The following is a 17,350-nucleotide window of genomic DNA, read 5'->3' on the forward strand; positions in this document are numbered from 1 at the left end:
CCACCGCGTTGTTAGCTATGCTCACCTCTCGGCCCATCTCTGCTGCGAGGCCGCTGCAAACCGCATTCAGGTAGGCTCCAGACAGATTTGTCTCTCACTTGCCACCTGATTGTACCGCTAAGTACTTTGAGCATGTATGTGAATGCCAAATTCCCCGAATAGCACCAATCATTTAAGCTTTTAATGGTATTAGCTAAACAGATTTCCTACGATAATATGTAAGGAAAATATCTGGGAGTATCGCTATGCGTTGGCAAGGTCGTCGTGAAAGTGACAATGTAGAAGACAGACGCGGGGACGCATCCGGTGGTGGTGGCGGGTTCCGCCCTCCGATTGGCGGTAAGGGCGGTATTGTTATCCTGATTGTAGTGTTGGTGGCGGGTTACTACGGGCTTGACTTGACCCCGCTGTTAAATGGCGGTGATCCGATGTCACAAACTCAAACACAGCCACGTTCCCCAAGCTCAGTCAGCACCAAAGATGATCAATATGCCAAATTCACATCAGTCGTTTTGGCGGATACAGAAGACGCTTGGAAACCTATTTTCCAAAAAATGGGGCGCACCTATCAGGAGCCTAAACTGGTGATGTATCGTGGTGCAACTCGTACGGGGTGCGGCACCGGTCAGTCCGTTATGGGGCCGTTTTATTGCCCGGCGGACAGCACGGTTTATATCGATTTATCTTTCTATGAAGATATGAAGAATAAACTGGGAGCCGGAGGGGACTTTGCTCAGGCCTATGTGATTGCTCACGAAGTTGGCCACCATGTGCAGCATTTGATGGGTATTGATACTAAAGTGCGTCAGCAGCAACAGGGTGCATCTCAGGCTGAAGCTAATCGCCTCTCGGTCAAAATGGAATTACAGGCAGACTGTTTTGCTGGCGTGTGGGGCAAAGCCATGGAAGACCAGCAGGTGTTGGAAGTGGGGGACTTACAAGCGGCACTAAATGCAGCACAGGCGATTGGGGATGATCGCTTACAGCAGCAAAGGCAAGGGCGTGTCGTCCCCGATAGCTTCACTCATGGCACATCACAACAGCGTTATACTTGGTTTAAACGTGGCTTCGATAGCGGTGATCCCAATAGCTGCAACACGTTCTCAACCCGTTAAATTGATCAGCTAAAATCATCGGCGTTACAGCGAACAGCGCTGTAGCGTCAGGTACGAAAAGTATAAATAGATTATCATAAGACCACTTTCCTCTTACCGGCACGCTAGCTGCCGGCATTTATTGCAAGGCAGGGATAACCATGGCCGCTCTTGATCCAACTTTATTGATTCTATTGGCGTTGGCTGCGCTAGGTATCATTAGCCACAACATGACCGTCACATTAGCTATTCTGACACTACTTGCCATCCGTATTACTCCGTTAAATCAGTTTTTCCCTTGGATAGAAAAGTATGGCTTAACCATCGGCATACTGATTCTGACCATTGGGGTTATGGCACCGATTGCCAGCGGCAAAATTAGCGCCAGCGAGGTGCTGCACTCCTTTGTGCAGTGGAAATCGATATTAGCCATTGTGGTTGGGGTCGCGGTCTCTTGGTTAGGTGGCCGGGGCGTGTCGTTGATGGTTCACCAACCGTCAGTGGTGGCAGGGTTATTGGTCGGAACGGTGCTGGGTGTTGCATTGTTCAAAGGGGTACCGGTTGGGCCATTGATTGCTGCGGGCTTGCTTTCACTGGTGATCGGTAAATCGTAGCGTGATCAATGAGATTGTGGTCAGTCAGCCGCTGATGGCGCGGCAGGGGATACGGCGTTTACTGGTCCTCAGTGGCTGCGCAGATTGGTCGCGCCAGCAGGCATTAAATCTGCGTCAGCAACTGCCAGGTGATTGGTTATGGATAGCAGAACAGGCACCTGACACTTGCAACGCAATTCCCCCGACAGCGGCTAAAACCTTACTTGGGCAGGAAGGGTTACATGGCGTATTTGATGCCACAGAGGGTTTGAATAGCGAGGCGCTGGCGGTGCTGGCTGGCGCATTGCAAGCTGGGAGCTGGCTGGTGCTATTAGTGCCGCAGTGGGACAGGTGGCCATGTTTACCAGACGCTGATAGCTTGCGCTGGAGCGAGCAACTCACCCCCATCACCACGCCGAATTTTATTCGCCATCTCCAACGTCAACTTCAGGCTGATCCCGATGTTATTTTGTGGCAACAGAATCAGCCGCTATCTATACCTATGGCGTACTCTCGCCCGGACTGGCAGCAGCCCGACGGTTCCCCTACCACGGAGCAGCAAACTATCCTTCAACGCCTGATGCAGGCAGACCGAGGGACTTGGGTGCTGACGGCAGCCCGTGGGCGTGGTAAATCGACGCTGGCCGGTATGCTGGTGGCACAATGGCCCGGTAGCTGCTGGGTTACCGGGCCGGGTAAAGCTGCCACACAAGTACTGAGCGAGCGGGCAGGAGAGCGGGCACGTTTCTGGGCACCAGATGCACTGTTAGACTACTGCCGGTTAAACGACGTTAGCGGGGTTGACTGGCTATTGATCGATGAGGCCGCGGCTATCCCTGCCGCACTACTATCGGCGTTATTGGTGTATTTCCCACGGGCACTATTAACCACCACGGTGCAGGGCTACGAAGGCACCGGGCGCGGTTTCTTATTGAAATTCTGTACAACACTACGCGATTGGCATCCTCTGACGCTAACAGACCCTATTCGTTGGGCCAGCGGTGATCCGCTAGAGCGCATCGTGGATGAAGTTATGCTATTTGACGATGAGCTACCACACCGCGAATCTCTCTCAGCGCCAGTCGATATTATGCCCTGTAAGCAGCGCGATTGGTTGCACCACCCCGAATTGCTGCGACGTTTTTATGGTTTGCTTGCCAGTGCGCATTATCGCACCACCCCTCTTGATTTGCGGCGTTTGATGGATGCGCCAGGGATGCATTTTTCTGCGGCTAAGGTGGCTGATTCAGTCATTGGTGCTCTGTGGCTGGTGGATGAGGGGGGGCTTAGCAGTGCATTAGCCCATGCCGTTTGGGCAGGGAAACGGCGGCCAAAGGGGAGTTTGGTGGCTCAATCACTGGCTGCTCATAGTGGGCAATGGCATGCACCAACCCTACTGTCGCGGCGTATCAGTCGAGTCGCCGTCGCGCCATCGTGGCGGCGGCAGGGGATAGCCCGGCAGATGATTGCCGCCGAGCTTGCGTGTGGGCAGCGCGAGAGGCTTGATTATATTTCAGTCAGTTTTGGTTATACCCCCGAATTAGAATGCTTCTGGCGTGCCTGCGGCTTTCATCTGGTGCGTATTGGTAGCCATAAGGAAGCCAGTAGCGGCTGTTACGCGGCAATGGCGGTATCACCCTTGAGTCCGGCGGGGCAATCGCTCTGTGAGGCAGCACGGCAGCAATTAGAGCGTGATTGGTATTGGTTGCAACAATGGGTAGACATCCCAACGCCCTTATCGTTATCCCCGCCTCAACAACCTGACATTTCCTTAAATGACGACGACTGGCGTGAATTGGCTGGTTTTGCCTTTGCTTTTCGGCCGTTAGAAGCGAGCTTACCCGCTCTACAGCGTTTGTTATTACGCAGTCAATTACCCCTTCCCGCATTAAGGTATTATTTACAACAGGGTATTTCGCCCGCGCAGATTGTTAACAATCTAGCCCTCACCGGGCGAAAAGCATTAGTGGCGCGCTGGCGGCAAGAGGCAGCCGAGGGGATGGCAGAGGGTTGATGACAGTTATCTTTTATTGTCTTAAAACTCAATTTCTCATGATGTGTTGAAGAGGTTCTTAAGGTAAGGTATTCGCCATATTCAGGATGAGTATAGCGAGGATACCAGGCTAGATGCACACGCACAGATTGGTCACTGAAGGATTAGTAAAAATTGAAGATGGCATGGGGTACATTGATATTGAATTTGTTTTTGCGGGAGATGAAAAACGTTCCATCACCGTGAGGCTAATGTTCTGTCCCCCCTCTTTAGATCCTGTGGCGGCAGCCACTATGCACAGTATGATTGGTAAAAAAATCAGAGGATTACTCGTTTTTGTTGTCAGTTTTTACAATAGGCAGCAGGAAGAGCTAAACCCGACACAGATATTTGCAAAGCCTGAAGGCTCAATTGATCTACTGCTACATGAGTTACATTATCTCTATAGCGCGTTAGTTGACTTCATGCTCAGGGTGGCTGACATTGAAAGCACACAACTTCTGTATTTCTCTGCCGAGAACGAAGCCTTAAATACGATATATCCAAGGTATGTTAAGCGGTTTGCCAGAGAGCGTAATCTCACCTACCTAAATGATGGAGCTTGTTATGCGATACGAACGCGGCACTACCCACACGAAGGGTAAAATTGATTTTAAAGCGATTCATGATGGCAAAGTCGAAATGTTCAAACGATTTATGGCCGCTAAAGAAGTTGCTGAGCGCAAAGGCGAAGTGATAGTAAAACCGCTTTGATCTCATCTCTTTATAATGATAATGAAAACAGGCTAATTGGCCTGTTTTGTTGATAGGAAATTATTCGAGTAAATCGATTACCCATCGAGTCAGATCCCGCATCCGCCGTTACCTTCAATAATTCCCACCAACTCCATCAATAAAACCCAATATCTCTCCGAAACCAGCGGCGTATAGTATTGTCATTTAATGATTAAAGGCCGCTTGATGAATCAGACTTCTATCGTAGTGCAGCAACCTGCAACGCCAGAACAATTAATACTGTTGTTTCATGGTGTTGGTGATAGCGCCGCTGGAATGGCACCGGTTGGTAGCCATTTTGCACAAGCCTTTCCTCAGGCGCTGGTAGTCAGTATTGATGGTACATTCGCCAGTGGCATGGGGAGTGGACGTCAGTGGTTCTCAGTGCAAGGTATTACTGAGGATAGTCGCCAGGAACGTGTTGACGCCGTGATGTCGCAATTCATTGATATTGTACGTCATTGGCAACAGAAGAGTGGCCTTGGGGCACCACAGACCACTCTGGTCGGTTTTTCGCAGGGCACAATTATGTCACTAGAGGGTGTGAAAGCTCAGCCGCAGTTAGCCGGGCAGGTTATTGCGTTCAGTGGGCGTTTTGCGACGTTACCACAACAACCCATCGCTGACGTGGTGATCCATTTTATTCATGGTGAGCAGGATGGCGTGATTCCTATGGGGTATGCCAAAGCGGCAACCAGTAGCTTACTGGTTTTGGGCAGTCGCGTAACATTGAATCTGGATGCCAATACTGGGCATGGTATTAATCAACCAATGCTCAAACTGGCTATCGACCATTTGCGTGATGATATTGCTGGGAGGTAATTCACCCTGACGAAGGGGGCTGGCCCCTTCGTTTGAGATATGAGTCGAGCTTTACTTATTTTTCTTGTTCTTATCCGGCCAGTCGTCATCGTCGTCCCATTGCGCATTGTTATCGCGATGAGGCGGTAATTCCGGTTTGTTTTTTAAAAAACGTTTATGATCAAGGCGGCGTAATTCCTTTATACCGTTTAAGATAATCCCCGCAAGCAGGATAAGTATGATCCACCAATAATCTGCTAACCAGTGCATGGTTAAGTTCCTTCCGTTGATATACCCGTCATCTTTCAAACTGCCGGTGTTGGCTGCCTAAGTTTGCCGCCTTCCTGCATCTTGAAATCTATAGCGTATGAATAAATCGTGAAAAAATAATGGGTAAATGGCTTGCCAGCCACTCACTACCTGCCACATCCTGTGATTGCCAAGCTTCTAGTAGAATGTTGGGTGTCAGTAAATGTTCTGCCGCAGCAGCTAACGGGCGATAACTCAGGTGCCAAGGTTCTGCTGCAATACCGCCGTTGTCTTCGCTAAATGGCCGGTAAAAACCAAATTCAGCCATATGAACATCCAACCATTGGGTCAACGGATAAAAATAGCCGCCAGTATCGTATTCCCATGGCTCCAGTTGTAATTTTGTTTCTGCGGGCAACAGGGAGGGATCGTAAATATCCAGATCACTGCCCCAGTGGTGGCGGCTGGCCCCTGGCAGGGCAGACCAGCGCAAAATAGCTTCACAGCGGGCCTGAGCATCAAGTTGGCGAATGTCCATCGGCTGGCTGTCTTTATCTAATACTGGTCGCTCGCCGCGAAATTTACCATTCCAGATCGCTAATTGGCGGTCAAAATCGCGAAAAGTGCTGGCAGGCTGTAAATCGAACCCCGCCCGCGCAGCGGCTTGCTGCATGGCTTGAAAAGCGGCAACAGCCTGTGGTTGCAAACGATGGTTGCCGCTTAACACCGCCAGATGATCGGTTGAACGGCCGGTAAGCATCTGTGGTGTTAATGTATTAGTTGTCATGCGATGAGCTGCTCCATAACTCGCTGATACATCCGGCTCAGTAGTTGCAAGTCAGCGGCGTGCACACATTCATTCACTTTATGGATAGTGGCATTAACTGGCCCTAATTCCACCACTTGAGCGCCCATTAAAGCGATAAAACGACCATCAGAGGTACCACCGGTGGTTAACAATTGCGGAGTGATTTCAGTGTAGTGCTCAACAGCATTAACCACTGCATCGACCAGCGCGCCCCTTGCGGTAAGGAAGGGTTGACCAGACAACACCCACTCGAGGGTATAATTCAGTTGATGGCGTTCCAACAGCGCCTCTACTCGCTGCTTAATCATGCTGTCGGTCAGTTCCGTACTGAAACGGAAGTTGAACTGCACATAGAACTCACCAGGAATCACGTTATTGCTGCCGGTGCCAGCATGTAAATTAGCAATTTGCATACTGGTGGCAGGGAAGAACTCATTGCCTTCATCCCATTGCGTAGCAACCAGTTCATTCAGGGCTGGCATGGCACGATGAACCGGATTATCGGCTAAATGAGGGTAGGCCACATGCCCTTGAATTCCATGGATACGCAAGTTGGCGGTAATAGAACCTCGGCGGCCATTCTTCACCACATCCCCGACCCGGTCAGTACTGGAGGGTTCGCCAACCAGACAGTAATCCAACCGCTCATTGCGTGCCATCAACGCATTAACGACTTTGACCGTACCGTTAATGGCTTTGGCTTCTTCATCGGAGGTAATCATAAATGCCAACCGGCCTTTATGGTCTGGATGAACGGCAACAAAACGTTCGGCGGCGACCACCATCGCGGCCAGTGAGCCTTTCATATCGGCGGCACCACGGCCATACAGCATGCCATCACGAATGGTCGGTTCAAACGGTGGGCTGCTCCAATGGCTTTCATCACCGGTGGGAACCACATCGGTATGACCGGCAAATGCCAGTGTTTCACCTTCGCCGCGCCATGCCCAGAAATTAAGGGTATCGCCAAAATTCATGGGCTCTACCGTAAAACCAATAGCTTCTAAGCGCTTAATCATGATCGCCTGGCAGCCCGCATCAGAAGGGCTGAGCGACGGGCGTTTAATTAATTGTTGAGCCAGTTCGATTACCGGACAGATCATGTTATTGCACCTCGATAACGTGTTGTTTAATAATATGTTGTTGAATGAATAGTTGATAGCTTTCAATTTTGAAGCCCAGCAGCATCTCGCCATTGGTGGCTTCCAGCAGCGGGCGTTTAATTATGGCTGGTTGTTCTAGCATCAGCGCTTTGGCGGCCAGAGCATCGGTGATTGCATCACGCTGGGCCTGCGGCAATTTACGCCAGGTGGTACCGCGCGTATTGAGCAATGGCTCCCAACCCAGTTTATCGATAAAACCTTGCAGGCGTTCGTCACTCAATCCGTCCACACGATAATCGTGAAACTGATAGGCAATACCTTGCTCTTCCAGCCAGCGGCAGGCCTTTTTTATGGTATCGCAATTTTTAATGCCATAAAGGCGCAATGATGGGGTGGCTGGGCTATCTGACATGGAAAAATAATACCTCGGCTAGAATGGCAAATCAGGCCAGCCGCGTAGACGGCTGCCCGGAGCAAGGGGCAATTTGCCCATAATGCGGGAAAATGTGATTTGAATCCAGACGGCTATGCGTAGTTTAGCGCGGCGGTAATCAGAACTGAGCTGTTGATTTAACCAATACGGTCAAGGTCAGCGGCATAGTGGCGAATCGCTTTTTGGTAGAGGCTGATGTCCTGATAGTTTGAGGTTTCAGCCAGCAATATCAATAATGCAGCGACGGCCTCTTTGGTTTCACCGAGGTTATACAGCGTCATGGTACGGAATAAGGTTATCTCTTTCGCTTGCGGGAAATGAGCTAACGCGCGGTCAAATGTGTCCAGCGACTCTTGATATAGCCCCAGAGCGCGATAAGTGCTGCCCAGCCCCAGATAGGCCTCCTGCAACTCTTTACCTACCAGATTGTGCTCAATCGCGGCACGGTAGAAAGGGATTGCCTGCAACTCCAACCCCTGCACATCATACAGTGAGGCAATCTTATATAGCAGGCTGGCGTTATCGGGTGAGCGACGCAGTAAGTCTAGCGCCAGTGCCACCGCATCATCATAACGGCCCAGCTCTTTTAATGAGTCGATGGAGTGTTTCATGGTTGTGCTCTGTCTTTTGCCAATAACGGGTTTTGTCAAAAACGGCGTTTACCCCTATATATCTGAGCACGCTACTCTCGAATGATAAAACAGGCAAGCGATGTAATGCTTGCCCATAAAACTCAGCAACAGGGCAAAATTCAAGATCTCTGCTACAGATCCCATTTCAACAGATAGCAAGATCTCTGCTACAGATCCCATTTCAACAGATAGATAGCTTGCTTTCAATTTTGACTGTTCAAAAAACAGGCGTATAATGAACCGCGATAATTAGAGAGGATGTTATGGTTGAATTTGAGTTAAGTACGTGGAAAGAGTTTATCGATGCTATGCTGCGCAAGGCATAAGCGAATAAACCGGCAGTAAGAGTAACTATCTTTTTGTTGTTTTAACGATTGACTTATCAACACCCAGGGGCGAAAAATCGCTCGTCAGAAAGGCAGAGACCATGTTGGCTCTGCCTTTTTTATGCCCGTCATCTTTCAAACCGTAGGTGTGTTGGCTGCTCTCATTCACCCGAATCACTGACTTGATGTCAGCTCATCGGGATTCTCTTGCTTGCCGTCTTCCTACAGCTTGAAATCTACTCTTTCGCGCGCGGTGGCCTGCCTGGGAAGCGGCGACGCACCAGAACAAAGAACAACGGTACAAAGAAAATCGCCAGCACGGTAGCTGAAATCATCCCTCCCATCACGCCAGTACCGACTGCGTGTTGGCTGCCAGAGCCTGCACCCTGGCTGATAGCCATGGGTAACACACCAAAGATAAATGCCAGTGAGGTCATCAAAATAGGCCGCAACCGCTGGCGGGAAGCCTCAAGAGTGGCTTCGACTAAATCTTTGCCTTTATTGTTTAATTCACTGGCAAATTCGACGATTAAAATGGCATTTTTGGCCGACAATCCAATAATGGTTAGCAACCCGACCTGGAAATAAACGTCATTCTCCAACCCGCGCATCCAGGTGGCTGCCACCGCACCTATCACCCCGAGTGGCACCACCAACATCACAGAGAAGGGTATTGACCAGCTCTCATACAATGCTGCCAAACACAAAAACACCACCAATAACGAGATAGCATAGAGCGCTGGGGCCTGTGAACCCGATAGCCGCTCCTGATAAGACATGCCTGTCCACTCCAACCCAAAACCATTTGGTAGTTGTTTGACCAGCTTCTCCATGACATCCATTGCAGTACCGGTACTGATACCCGGTGCCGCCTCACCGACAATTTCCAGTGCAGAATAACCGTTATAGCGCTCCAATCGTGGTGAGCCATATTCCCAGCGGGTGGTAGAGAACGCCGAGAAGGGCACCATGCTGCCGCTTTTATTACGAACATACCATTTGTTAACGTCTTCCGGCAGCATACGGGCGGTGGCCTCAGACTGTACATAAACTTTCTTCACCCGCCCGCGATCAACAAAGTCGTTAACATAAGTTGAACCCCAAGCCGTTTTCAGCGTGTTGTTAATATCATCCAGCGCTACGCCCAACGCTTGTGCTTTGCGCTGATCGATATCTATCTGCAACTGCGGACTATCGTCCAATCCATTATGTCGCACTCGGGTCAGTACGGGCTCTTGAGCGGCCATCTGTAATAACTGATCGCGAGCAGCCATCAATTTGTCATGGCCCAGACCGCCGTGATCTTGTAATTCCATATCAAAACCAGAGGAACCACCCAAGCCTGAAATGGCCGGTGGGCTACTGACCGACACTCTGGCTTCGGCAATTTTATTAAATACTTTGGTGGCGCGTTCAATAATGGCAAAAGAAGAATTATTACTCTCTTTACGCTGCTCCCAATCAGACAGCCGAATGAAGAGGCGCGCCACATTTTGGCCGTTACCGCCTGGGCCGGATCCCACCGTTGAGAATACCGATAACACATTATTTTTTTCTTCCGTCAGGAAATAGTTCTCCACTTTTTCAACCACTTTCAGTGTCTGTTGCTGGGTTGATCCCACCGGAAGTTGAACTTGTGCCATAAACACACCACGGTCTTCCAATGGTAAGAATGACGTTGGTAACTTGATAAACAACAGAGCCAGCCCGCCCAGCAGCAGAAAATAGAGCAACATATAGCGCAAACTATGATGTAACACCTGAGCCACGCCTTTCTCGTAACGGTGAGTATTACGATCGAACATGCGGTTAAACCAGCCGAAAAAGCCGCGCTTGGCGTGATGATGCCCCGGCTGAATGGGTTTGAGCATGGTAGCGCAAAGTGCCGGGGTTAGAATCAAGGCTACCAGCACCGAAAGCACCATGGCGGAAACGATGGTAATGGAGAATTGGCGGTAGATGGCCCCGGTGGTGCCACCGAAAAATGCCATCGGGATAAACACGGCAGACAGTACCAGCGCTATACCCACCAATGCGCCCTGAATTTGCCCCATGGATTTACGCGTCGCTTCGCGTGGGTCTAGCCCTTCCTCGCTCATCACTCGTTCGACGTTTTCCACCACCACGATGGCATCATCAACTAACAACCCGATAGCCAATACTATGGCGAACATGGTTAGGGTATTAATACTGAATCCGAACGCCGACAGTACAGCGAACGTACCCAATAGCACTACAGGGACGGCGATTGTTGGGATAAGAGTGGCGCGGAAATTCTGCAAAAATAGATACATCACCAGGAAAACCAATAAAATGGCTTCCAACAGTGTTTTTACCACATCTTTGATTGAGGCTTTAACGAACGGGGTGGTTTCATAAGCAATCTTAGCTTCAAGCCCGTGCGGGAAGAACGGTGCCAGTTCTGCTATCCGTGCCTTAACCAACTCATCGGTTTGCAGTTCATTGGCCCCGGAGGCCAGCTTGATACTCATCCCAGAGGCGGCCTGCCCATTAAAGCGGCTCAGGTAATCATATCTTTCGGCACCCATCTCAATTTTAGCCACATCACCTAGCGTGACCAGCGATCCGTCCTGATTGACGCGCAGCGTGATCGCTCTAAATTGCTCCGGTGTTTGTAATTGAGATTGAGCATTAATCGTGGCATTCAAGGCTTGATTATCGACTGAAGGGGTACCGCCTAATTGGCCCACCGCTATCTGGCTATTTTGCGATTGGATAGCGCTGACAACATCTTGCGTAGTTAGTTGATAATTATTGAGTTTGTTGGGGTCCAACCAGATACGCATCGCATATTGTGAACCGAAAGCATCAATACTGCCGACCCCTTCGATACGGCTGAGTGGGTCTTGCAGATTACTGGCGACATAGTCGGCAATATCTTGTTTATCCATACTGCCATCGGTGGAGACAAAGGCCAGCATCATCAAGGTATTATCACCGGATTTTGAAACTGAAACACCTTGCTGTTGTACGTCTTGTGGTAGTTTTTTGATGGCAGATTGCAACTGATTCTGTACTTGTTGCATGGCTTCGTTAGGATCAGTTCCGGCCTGGAACGTCAGGGTTATTGATGCACTGCCGGAGTTGCTGCTCTGCGACGACATATACAGCAGTTTATCAAGGCCGGTCATGCTTTGTTCGATAACCTGCGTGACGGTATTTTCCAGTGTTTGTGCCGAGGCTCCTGGATATGAGGCGCTGATGCGAACATTGGGCGGAGCCAGATTCGGGTATTGCTCAACAGGCAGTGTTGAGATTGCTAATGCCCCGGTAAGACACAAAATTATCGCCAATACCCAGGCAAAGATCGGGCGGTCGATGAAAAAGTTTGCCATGCAGTGCCAGCCTCTATAAATAAAAAATCAGATACAGCAGAATCTACTGTGCACTTTACGCGGGAATGCGGGGGGAAACGTGAAGAAAATATGGAGAAGCTGTAAAAAACCTCGATAAAGCTGAGTTAATCCGCCTCTGTGTAGAAAATAGTGATAAACAGGTGTTTTCTCTGACATCAGGTAAACTGATTATATCCCAAGAATTTAGCGTGGCAGCCCGGTTGCAATGTTAAATAAGCAGGGAATAGCAGTCACTCAAAATAGGAATTTTTATGGAGCTAAATCCGGTATTTGCCCGTCGTCTCTATCTCTGCTGGTTAATCAGCAGCGGTGACTCGCTTAATGTGCCGCGTTTAATGGAATTGACCGGTTGGCCACGGCGAACCTTGCAGGATGTCTTGAAGGCGCTGCCCGGTTTGGGCATCACTCTGACTTTTGTACAACATGGGGTGCGCAATAACGCAGGCTACTACCAGTTGGATAACTGGGGACCACTGAACAAAAAATGGATATATGACAACCATGATTTTATTTTAGCAGCCATTGAGTAGCCTTACAGATAGCGAATAGTTTGGTCGCTATTAAATAATAGGGTGGTGGTTAGTACTTTTTATTTTCCAAAAACATGATGGTTGCCGCCACTCGCGAACGTACATTTAACTTACGTAATAAATTGCGGATATGCACTTTTACGGTTTCTTCTGAAATGTGTAACTCAAACGCCACCTGCTTATTGGACATCCCGCGCGCCACTTCTTGCAACACATCTAATTCGCGCTCAGTTAACTCAGCGAAAGGATTAATTTCTTCATGGCGGGAAGATAAATACTGTGCAACCTCATTGCTGAATACATTCTCGCCATGTGCTGCCCGGCGGATATTTTCCAGTAATATTTCCGGTTCGCTGTCTTTGAGCAGATAACCATCAGCACCGGCATCAATCATGGCATATACATCGCTGCGAGCATCAGAAACCGTCAGCACGATAATCCGCGCATCAATCCCGTCATGTCGCAATGCTTTGAGTGTATCCAGCCCGGACATTCCCTTCATATTTAGGTCGAGCAGAATCACATCCGGCTGACATTTGGCCGCTTCGGTAATGGCCTCACTGCCGCAGTTAGCTTCAGCAACGACATCAAAGCTGTGGTCCATCTCAAGTAATTGCCTGATACCACGGCGCATCAGTGGATGGTCATCAACGATCATAATAGTGTAACTATTGGTCATATAAGTAATGTCCCTGTAACCGATATATACCTCTCATCTTACAAATTGCAGCGGCGTTGGCGGTTGGCGTTACTCGCCCTGTAAACGGTGAGCAAATCTGCTCCCGACCGATTTATTGCTTGCCGCCTTCCTGCATTTTGCAATCTATTGGGCATAGACGTTGAATATTTGGTTGTTGAATACAGATTATTTTCGATAGCCAATTTAGCTGGCTATGTTATCCATTATTGTTAGTAAAACTGCGATCTAAGTGTACCTCAAAACTGAGGCCAAACTCATTTAACCGCAAGAGTTTACCTGAAGAATTAATTACCAAAAACGCATTTTATTTGATAGCCATTCTCATTAGGTAAATCGTTATATAAAAAAGGTAATAACGCAAATAGATTTAACAGCGACAAACTGCGTAAATAACCACTAAATTAATTGATCTTGCTCAATATCTACTACTGATTAACCCTAAAGAGTAATTATTTTATTACTCATTATTCTGTATCTAATACCCCAACACTGGGGAATCTTTTTAATAAAAATAAGAATTATTATCATTCAGAGTATGAGCATCTGAGCTTTCTCTATCGCACATGCGGGCGCGCCAGTAGATGTTAAGGATATCAGTATGACTGATTTATCACGGCGTAAATTGCTGACTGGCTTTTGGCAAGTAGATAAACGAGAACTTTCAGCGCATAGACCCCCCTGGTCGGTGATGGAAGCGGATTTTATTGCTGGCTGTACCCGTTGTCATGCCTGTGTGACTGCCTGTGAAACCGGTGTATTAGGGGTGGGCAGTGGTGGATTCCCCGAAATAGATTTCCAACGTGCTGAATGTAGTTTTTGCCAAGCCTGTGTGCAGGTATGTGAAGCGGGGGTGTTTACCGCGACAGATCGCGTGCCGTGGCAGTTTAAAATCAACATTTCAGCGCACTGTTTACCTTTTCACAATATTGAATGCCGTAGCTGTCAGGATAGCTGTGAGACCTGGGCAATTCTATTTCGTCCGCGCTTAAACGGCATTGCTCAGCCCGAATTAGACCTCCCTGCTTGTAACGGATGTGGTGCCTGTGTATCCAGTTGCCCAGTTCAGGCAGTAACCCTTACCCGGAGTGAAGATGGACGATAACGAATGGCATGTCTGTGGATTGGTGCTGCAAGCCAAACCGGCGCGAATTGCACAACTGATCGACGACCTGTTGGCTATTCCGGGAACAGAAATACCCACCAGTGATGCTGCTCTGGGCAAATTGGTGGTGGTTATGCAGGCAGCGCGCTCAGACGTGCTCCTGAATCATATTGAGTCAGCACGTAATCTGGATGGTGTGCTGGCCGTATCGCTGGTTTATCACCAGCAGGAAAGCCAAGGTGAGGAAATACCATGAAACTCAGCCGCCGGGATTTTATGAAGGCCAATGCTGCAGTAGCCGCAGCAGCAGCCGCCGGATTGACCATACCTACAGTCGCTAAAGCCGTCGTGGGTGAGACCACAAATGCAATAAAATGGGATAAAGCACCTTGCCGATTCTGTGGTACTGGCTGCGGTGTATTGGTCGGAACACAAAATGGCCGCATTGTGGCGTCGCAAGGGGACCCGGACTCACCGGTTAACCGTGGGCTGAACTGCGTCAAAGGCTATTTCCTGCCGAAAATCATGTATGGCAAAGACCGCCTGACTCAACCGCTGCTGCGCATGAAAGACGGTCAGTATGATAAAGAAGGTGATTTTACTCCGATCAGTTGGGAGAAAGCCTTTGATATCATGGAGCTGAAATTCAAAAATGCGCTAAAAGAAAAAGGCCCAACCTCGGTGGGGATGTTCGGCTCCGGCCAATGGACGGTATGGGAGGGCTATGCGGCTTCCAAGTTGCTGAAAGCAGGCTTCCGCTCCAACAACCTGGATCCAAACGCGCGTCATTGTATGGCCTCTTCGGTGGTAGGTTTTATGCGTACCTTTGGTATGGATGAACCTATGGGTTGCTTCGATGATATTGAAGAAGCAGATGCATTCGTGCTCTGGGGTTCCAATATGGCGGAAATGCACCCGATTTTGTGGTCGCGCATGACCAGCCGCCGCCTGACCGATGACAATGTCAGAATCGCTGTCCTTTCCACCTTCGAACACCGTAGTTTTGAACTGGCAGATAACCCGATCGTTTTCACACCGCAGACCGATCTGGCCATCATGAATTACATTGCCAATTACATTATCCAGAATAATGCCGTTGATCAGGGCTTCCTCGACCGCCATGTGAATTTCCGCCGTGGTGCCACCGATATCGGTTATGGCCTGCGCCCAACCCATCCATTGGAAAAAGCCGCCAAGAATCCAGGTAGTGATGCCTCCGAGCCGATGAGTTTTGATGATTTCAAAGCGTTTGTCGCCGAATATACCCTAGAGAAAACCGCTAAAATGAGCGGTGTGCCGGAGGACCAACTGGTGTCTTTGGCGCAGTTGTATGCCGATCCGAAAGTAAAATTAGTCTCCTACTGGACTATGGGCTTTAACCAACACACCCGTGGAGTTTGGGCCAACAACATGTGCTACAACCTGCACCTGTTAACCGGCAAAATCTCTAAACCGGGGTCTGGTCCATTCTCTCTGACCGGCCAGCCTTCTGCTTGTGGCACGGCCCGTGAAGTGGGAACCTTCTCCCATCGCCTACCGGCAGATATGGTGGTTACCAACGAAAAACATCGCCAGATTGCTGAAACCAAGTGGCAACTGCCTGCCGGCACTATCCCTGAGAAAGTGGGGTTGCATGCAGTGGCGCAAGACCGCGCGCTGAAAGACGGTACCCTTAATGCTTACTGGGTGATGTGTAATAACAACATGCAAGCGGGTCCGAATATCAATGAAGAGCGCATGCCGGGTTGGCGTGATCCACGCAACTTTATTGTGGTTTCTGATCCCTATCCCACTGTCAGTGCGCTGGCGGCTGATCTGATTCTACCGACGGCAATGTGGGTGGAAAAAGAAGGCGCTTATGGTAATGCTGAACGGCGCACCCAATTCTGGCGTCAGCAAGTCCCGGCACCGGGCGAGGCGAAATCTGACTTATGGCAGATTATTGAGTTTGCCAAACGCTTTAAGGTTGAAGAGGTTTGGCCTGCTGAGTTGGTCGATAAGAAACCAGAATATCGCGGTAAGACGCTGTATGACGTGTTGTTTGCCAACGATGTGGTAAGCAAATACCCGCTGAGTGAAATCCCTGCCGATCAATTGAATGACGAAGCACGCGATTTCGGCTTCTACATTCAGAAAGGGCTGTTTGAAGAGTATGCCGATTTTGGTCGCGGACACGGCCATGATTTAGCGCCGTTTGACCGTTATCACCAAGAGCGCGGTCTGCGCTGGCCGGTAGTCAATGGTAAAGAAACGCTCTGGCGTTACCGTGAGGGGTTCGATCCCTTCGTGCCGAAAGGCGAAGACGTGCGTTTCTACGGTAAACCTGATGGCAAGGCAGTAATCTTTGCGCTGCCCTACGAGCCTGCGGCTGAAAGCCCGGATCAGGAATATGACCTGTGGCTCTCTACCGGCCGTGTGCTGGAGCATTGGCATACCGGTTCAATGACCCGTCGCGTCCCTGAGTTACACCGCGCTTTCCCTGAAGCGGTGCTATTCATTCACCCACTGGATGCCAAAGCCCGCGATTTGCGGCGTGGCGACAAAGTGAAAGTGATTTCACGCCGTGGTGAAGTTATCTCATTGGTGGAAACCCGTGGCCGTAACCGCCCACCGCAAGGACTGGTGTATATGCCGTTCTTCGATGCTGCACAGTTGGTCAATAACCTGACGCTGGATGCCACCGATCCGTTATCCAAAGAAACTGACTTCAAAAAATGTGCAGTGAAATTGGCGCGGGTAGTGGCGTAATTGAGATTGCCTGCCCTGCGGGGTGGGCATGAGCAGCCAGTTATACCCCTCATCCAGGGATGCTCAGGAAAAGACGGTGTACTCAGG

17 protein-coding genes are annotated in these 17,350 nt (G+C 49.6%); 10 read left to right on the forward strand and 7 right to left on the reverse strand.

The features are described from left to right. The first annotated feature begins 245 nt into the window (after positions 1 to 245). The 6 genes from ypfJ to ypfH all read left to right on the forward strand — a co-directional run bounded on the left by ypfJ (position 246) and on the right by ypfH (position 5,276). Positions 246 to 1,115, forward strand: a complete 870-nt coding sequence (gene ypfJ, locus EL015_RS06060; protein ID WP_005183908.1) for a KPN_02809 family neutral zinc metallopeptidase — start codon at positions 246 to 248, stop codon at positions 1,113 to 1,115. A 140-nt stretch (positions 1,116 to 1,255) separates the two neighbouring features. Then, on the forward strand, positions 1,256 to 1,708 hold the full coding sequence (locus tag EL015_RS06065; RefSeq protein WP_005183907.1) for a DUF441 domain-containing protein: 453 nt from the start codon (positions 1,256 to 1,258) through the stop codon (positions 1,706 to 1,708). Position 1,709: 1 nt separating this feature from the next. Then, a complete protein-coding gene (locus EL015_RS06070) occupies positions 1,710 to 3,701 on the forward strand; it encodes a tRNA(Met) cytidine acetyltransferase TmcA (protein WP_005183906.1) in 1,992 nt (663 codons plus the stop codon). A gap of 113 nt (positions 3,702 to 3,814) precedes the next feature. After that, positions 3,815 to 4,324 (forward strand): hypothetical protein, encoded by a 510-nt coding sequence (locus EL015_RS06075; RefSeq protein WP_032905986.1) that lies wholly within the window; start codon positions 3,815 to 3,817, stop codon positions 4,322 to 4,324. Further along, positions 4,287 to 4,433 (forward strand): hypothetical protein, encoded by a 147-nt coding sequence (locus EL015_RS21675; RefSeq protein WP_005183905.1) that lies wholly within the window; start codon positions 4,287 to 4,289, stop codon positions 4,431 to 4,433. Before EL015_RS06075 ends, EL015_RS21675 begins: the two co-directional genes overlap by 38 nt. 207 nt (positions 4,434 to 4,640) lie before the next feature. Beyond that, positions 4,641 to 5,276, forward strand: coding sequence for an esterase (ypfH, locus tag EL015_RS06080; RefSeq protein ID WP_032906017.1), 636 nt, complete (start codon positions 4,641 to 4,643; stop codon positions 5,274 to 5,276). A 51-nt stretch (positions 5,277 to 5,327) separates the two neighbouring features. Here ypfH and EL015_RS06085 read toward each other — a convergent pair whose 3' ends face one another. The 6 genes from EL015_RS06085 to acrD all read right to left on the reverse strand — a co-directional run bounded on the left by EL015_RS06085 (position 5,328) and on the right by acrD (position 12,162). Next, positions 5,328 to 5,525 (reverse strand): YpfN family protein, encoded by a 198-nt coding sequence (locus EL015_RS06085; protein ID WP_005183900.1) that lies wholly within the window; start codon positions 5,523 to 5,525, stop codon positions 5,328 to 5,330. Positions 5,526 to 5,613: 88 nt separating this feature from the next. Beyond that, positions 5,614 to 6,291, reverse strand: coding sequence for a M15 family metallopeptidase (locus EL015_RS06090; protein ID WP_032905984.1), 678 nt, complete (start codon positions 6,289 to 6,291; stop codon positions 5,614 to 5,616). Beyond that, complete coding sequence (dapE, locus tag EL015_RS06095) at positions 6,288 to 7,415, reverse strand: succinyl-diaminopimelate desuccinylase (RefSeq protein ID WP_005183895.1); 1,128 nt, start codon at positions 7,413 to 7,415, stop codon at positions 6,288 to 6,290. Before dapE ends, EL015_RS06090 begins: the two co-directional genes overlap by 4 nt. Before the next feature lies 1 nt (position 7,416). Next, complete coding sequence (locus EL015_RS06100) at positions 7,417 to 7,827, reverse strand: ArsC family reductase (RefSeq protein WP_005183893.1); 411 nt, start codon at positions 7,825 to 7,827, stop codon at positions 7,417 to 7,419. Positions 7,828 to 7,985: 158 nt separating this feature from the next. Further along, positions 7,986 to 8,459, reverse strand: coding sequence for a tetratricopeptide repeat protein (locus tag EL015_RS06105; protein ID WP_005183873.1), 474 nt, complete (start codon positions 8,457 to 8,459; stop codon positions 7,986 to 7,988). A 583-nt stretch (positions 8,460 to 9,042) separates the two neighbouring features. Continuing rightward, positions 9,043 to 12,162, reverse strand: a complete 3,120-nt coding sequence (acrD, locus tag EL015_RS06110) for a multidrug efflux RND transporter permease AcrD (RefSeq protein ID WP_005183869.1) — start codon at positions 12,160 to 12,162, stop codon at positions 9,043 to 9,045. A 272-nt stretch (positions 12,163 to 12,434) separates the two neighbouring features. Here acrD and EL015_RS06115 point away from each other — a divergent pair, with 272 nt between their 5' ends. Further along, positions 12,435 to 12,713, forward strand: a complete 279-nt coding sequence (locus tag EL015_RS06115; protein ID WP_005183867.1) for a winged helix-turn-helix domain-containing protein — start codon at positions 12,435 to 12,437, stop codon at positions 12,711 to 12,713. Between the two features lie 49 nt (positions 12,714 to 12,762). Here the strand turns inward: EL015_RS06115 and narP are convergent, their stop codons facing one another. Next, positions 12,763 to 13,392 (reverse strand): nitrate/nitrite response regulator protein NarP, encoded by a 630-nt coding sequence (narP, locus tag EL015_RS06120; RefSeq protein WP_032905981.1) that lies wholly within the window; start codon positions 13,390 to 13,392, stop codon positions 12,763 to 12,765. A gap of 619 nt (positions 13,393 to 14,011) precedes the next feature. On the opposite strand from narP, the gene napF reads away from it, so the two are divergent. From napF to napA, 3 genes are read left to right on the forward strand one after another with little or no spacing between them, the layout of a single operon-like run. Then, entirely contained in the window at positions 14,012 to 14,515 is a 504-nt protein-coding gene (gene napF / locus EL015_RS06125; RefSeq protein ID WP_032905979.1) for a ferredoxin-type protein NapF, read from the forward strand. After that, positions 14,505 to 14,771, forward strand: coding sequence for a chaperone NapD (napD, locus tag EL015_RS06130; RefSeq protein ID WP_032905977.1), 267 nt, complete (start codon positions 14,505 to 14,507; stop codon positions 14,769 to 14,771). Before napF ends, napD begins: the two co-directional genes overlap by 11 nt. Then, positions 14,768 to 17,263, forward strand: a complete 2,496-nt coding sequence (gene napA / locus EL015_RS06135; RefSeq protein WP_032905975.1) for a nitrate reductase catalytic subunit NapA — start codon at positions 14,768 to 14,770, stop codon at positions 17,261 to 17,263. The genes napD and napA overlap by 4 nt, the downstream gene beginning before the upstream one ends. Positions 17,264 to 17,350 lie beyond the last annotated feature (87 nt).

Source organism: Yersinia intermedia (genome assembly GCF_900635455.1).
GTDB lineage: Bacteria > Pseudomonadota > Gammaproteobacteria > Enterobacterales > Enterobacteriaceae > Yersinia > Yersinia intermedia.

Excerpts from the sequence above, each read along its gene's own strand:
- napA (WP_032905975.1), top strand. The coding sequence starts at position 14,768 with ATGAAACTCAGCCGCCGGGATTTTATGAAGGCCAATGCTGCAGTAGCC.
- dapE (WP_005183895.1), bottom strand. The coding sequence starts at position 7,415 with ATGATCTGTCCGGTAATCGAACTGGCTCAACAATTAATTAAACGCCCG.
- ypfJ (WP_005183908.1), top strand. The coding sequence starts at position 246 with ATGCGTTGGCAAGGTCGTCGTGAAAGTGACAATGTAGAAGACAGACGC.
- EL015_RS21675 (WP_005183905.1), top strand. The coding sequence starts at position 4,287 with ATGCGATACGAACGCGGCACTACCCACACGAAGGGTAAAATTGATTTT.
- EL015_RS06065 (WP_005183907.1), top strand. The coding sequence starts at position 1,256 with ATGGCCGCTCTTGATCCAACTTTATTGATTCTATTGGCGTTGGCTGCG.
- EL015_RS06075 (WP_032905986.1), top strand. The coding sequence starts at position 3,815 with ATGCACACGCACAGATTGGTCACTGAAGGATTAGTAAAAATTGAAGAT.
- ypfH (WP_032906017.1), top strand. The coding sequence starts at position 4,641 with ATGAATCAGACTTCTATCGTAGTGCAGCAACCTGCAACGCCAGAACAA.
- acrD (WP_005183869.1), bottom strand. The coding sequence starts at position 12,162 with ATGGCAAACTTTTTCATCGACCGCCCGATCTTTGCCTGGGTATTGGCG.
- EL015_RS06100 (WP_005183893.1), bottom strand. The coding sequence starts at position 7,827 with ATGTCAGATAGCCCAGCCACCCCATCATTGCGCCTTTATGGCATTAAA.
- EL015_RS06105 (WP_005183873.1), bottom strand. The coding sequence starts at position 8,459 with ATGAAACACTCCATCGACTCATTAAAAGAGCTGGGCCGTTATGATGAT.
- EL015_RS06115 (WP_005183867.1), top strand. The coding sequence starts at position 12,435 with ATGGAGCTAAATCCGGTATTTGCCCGTCGTCTCTATCTCTGCTGGTTA.
- napF (WP_032905979.1), top strand. The coding sequence starts at position 14,012 with ATGACTGATTTATCACGGCGTAAATTGCTGACTGGCTTTTGGCAAGTA.
- EL015_RS06090 (WP_032905984.1), bottom strand. The coding sequence starts at position 6,291 with ATGACAACTAATACATTAACACCACAGATGCTTACCGGCCGTTCAACC.
- narP (WP_032905981.1), bottom strand. The coding sequence starts at position 13,392 with ATGACCAATAGTTACACTATTATGATCGTTGATGACCATCCACTGATG.
- napD (WP_032905977.1), top strand. The coding sequence starts at position 14,505 with ATGGACGATAACGAATGGCATGTCTGTGGATTGGTGCTGCAAGCCAAA.
- EL015_RS06085 (WP_005183900.1), bottom strand. The coding sequence starts at position 5,525 with ATGCACTGGTTAGCAGATTATTGGTGGATCATACTTATCCTGCTTGCG.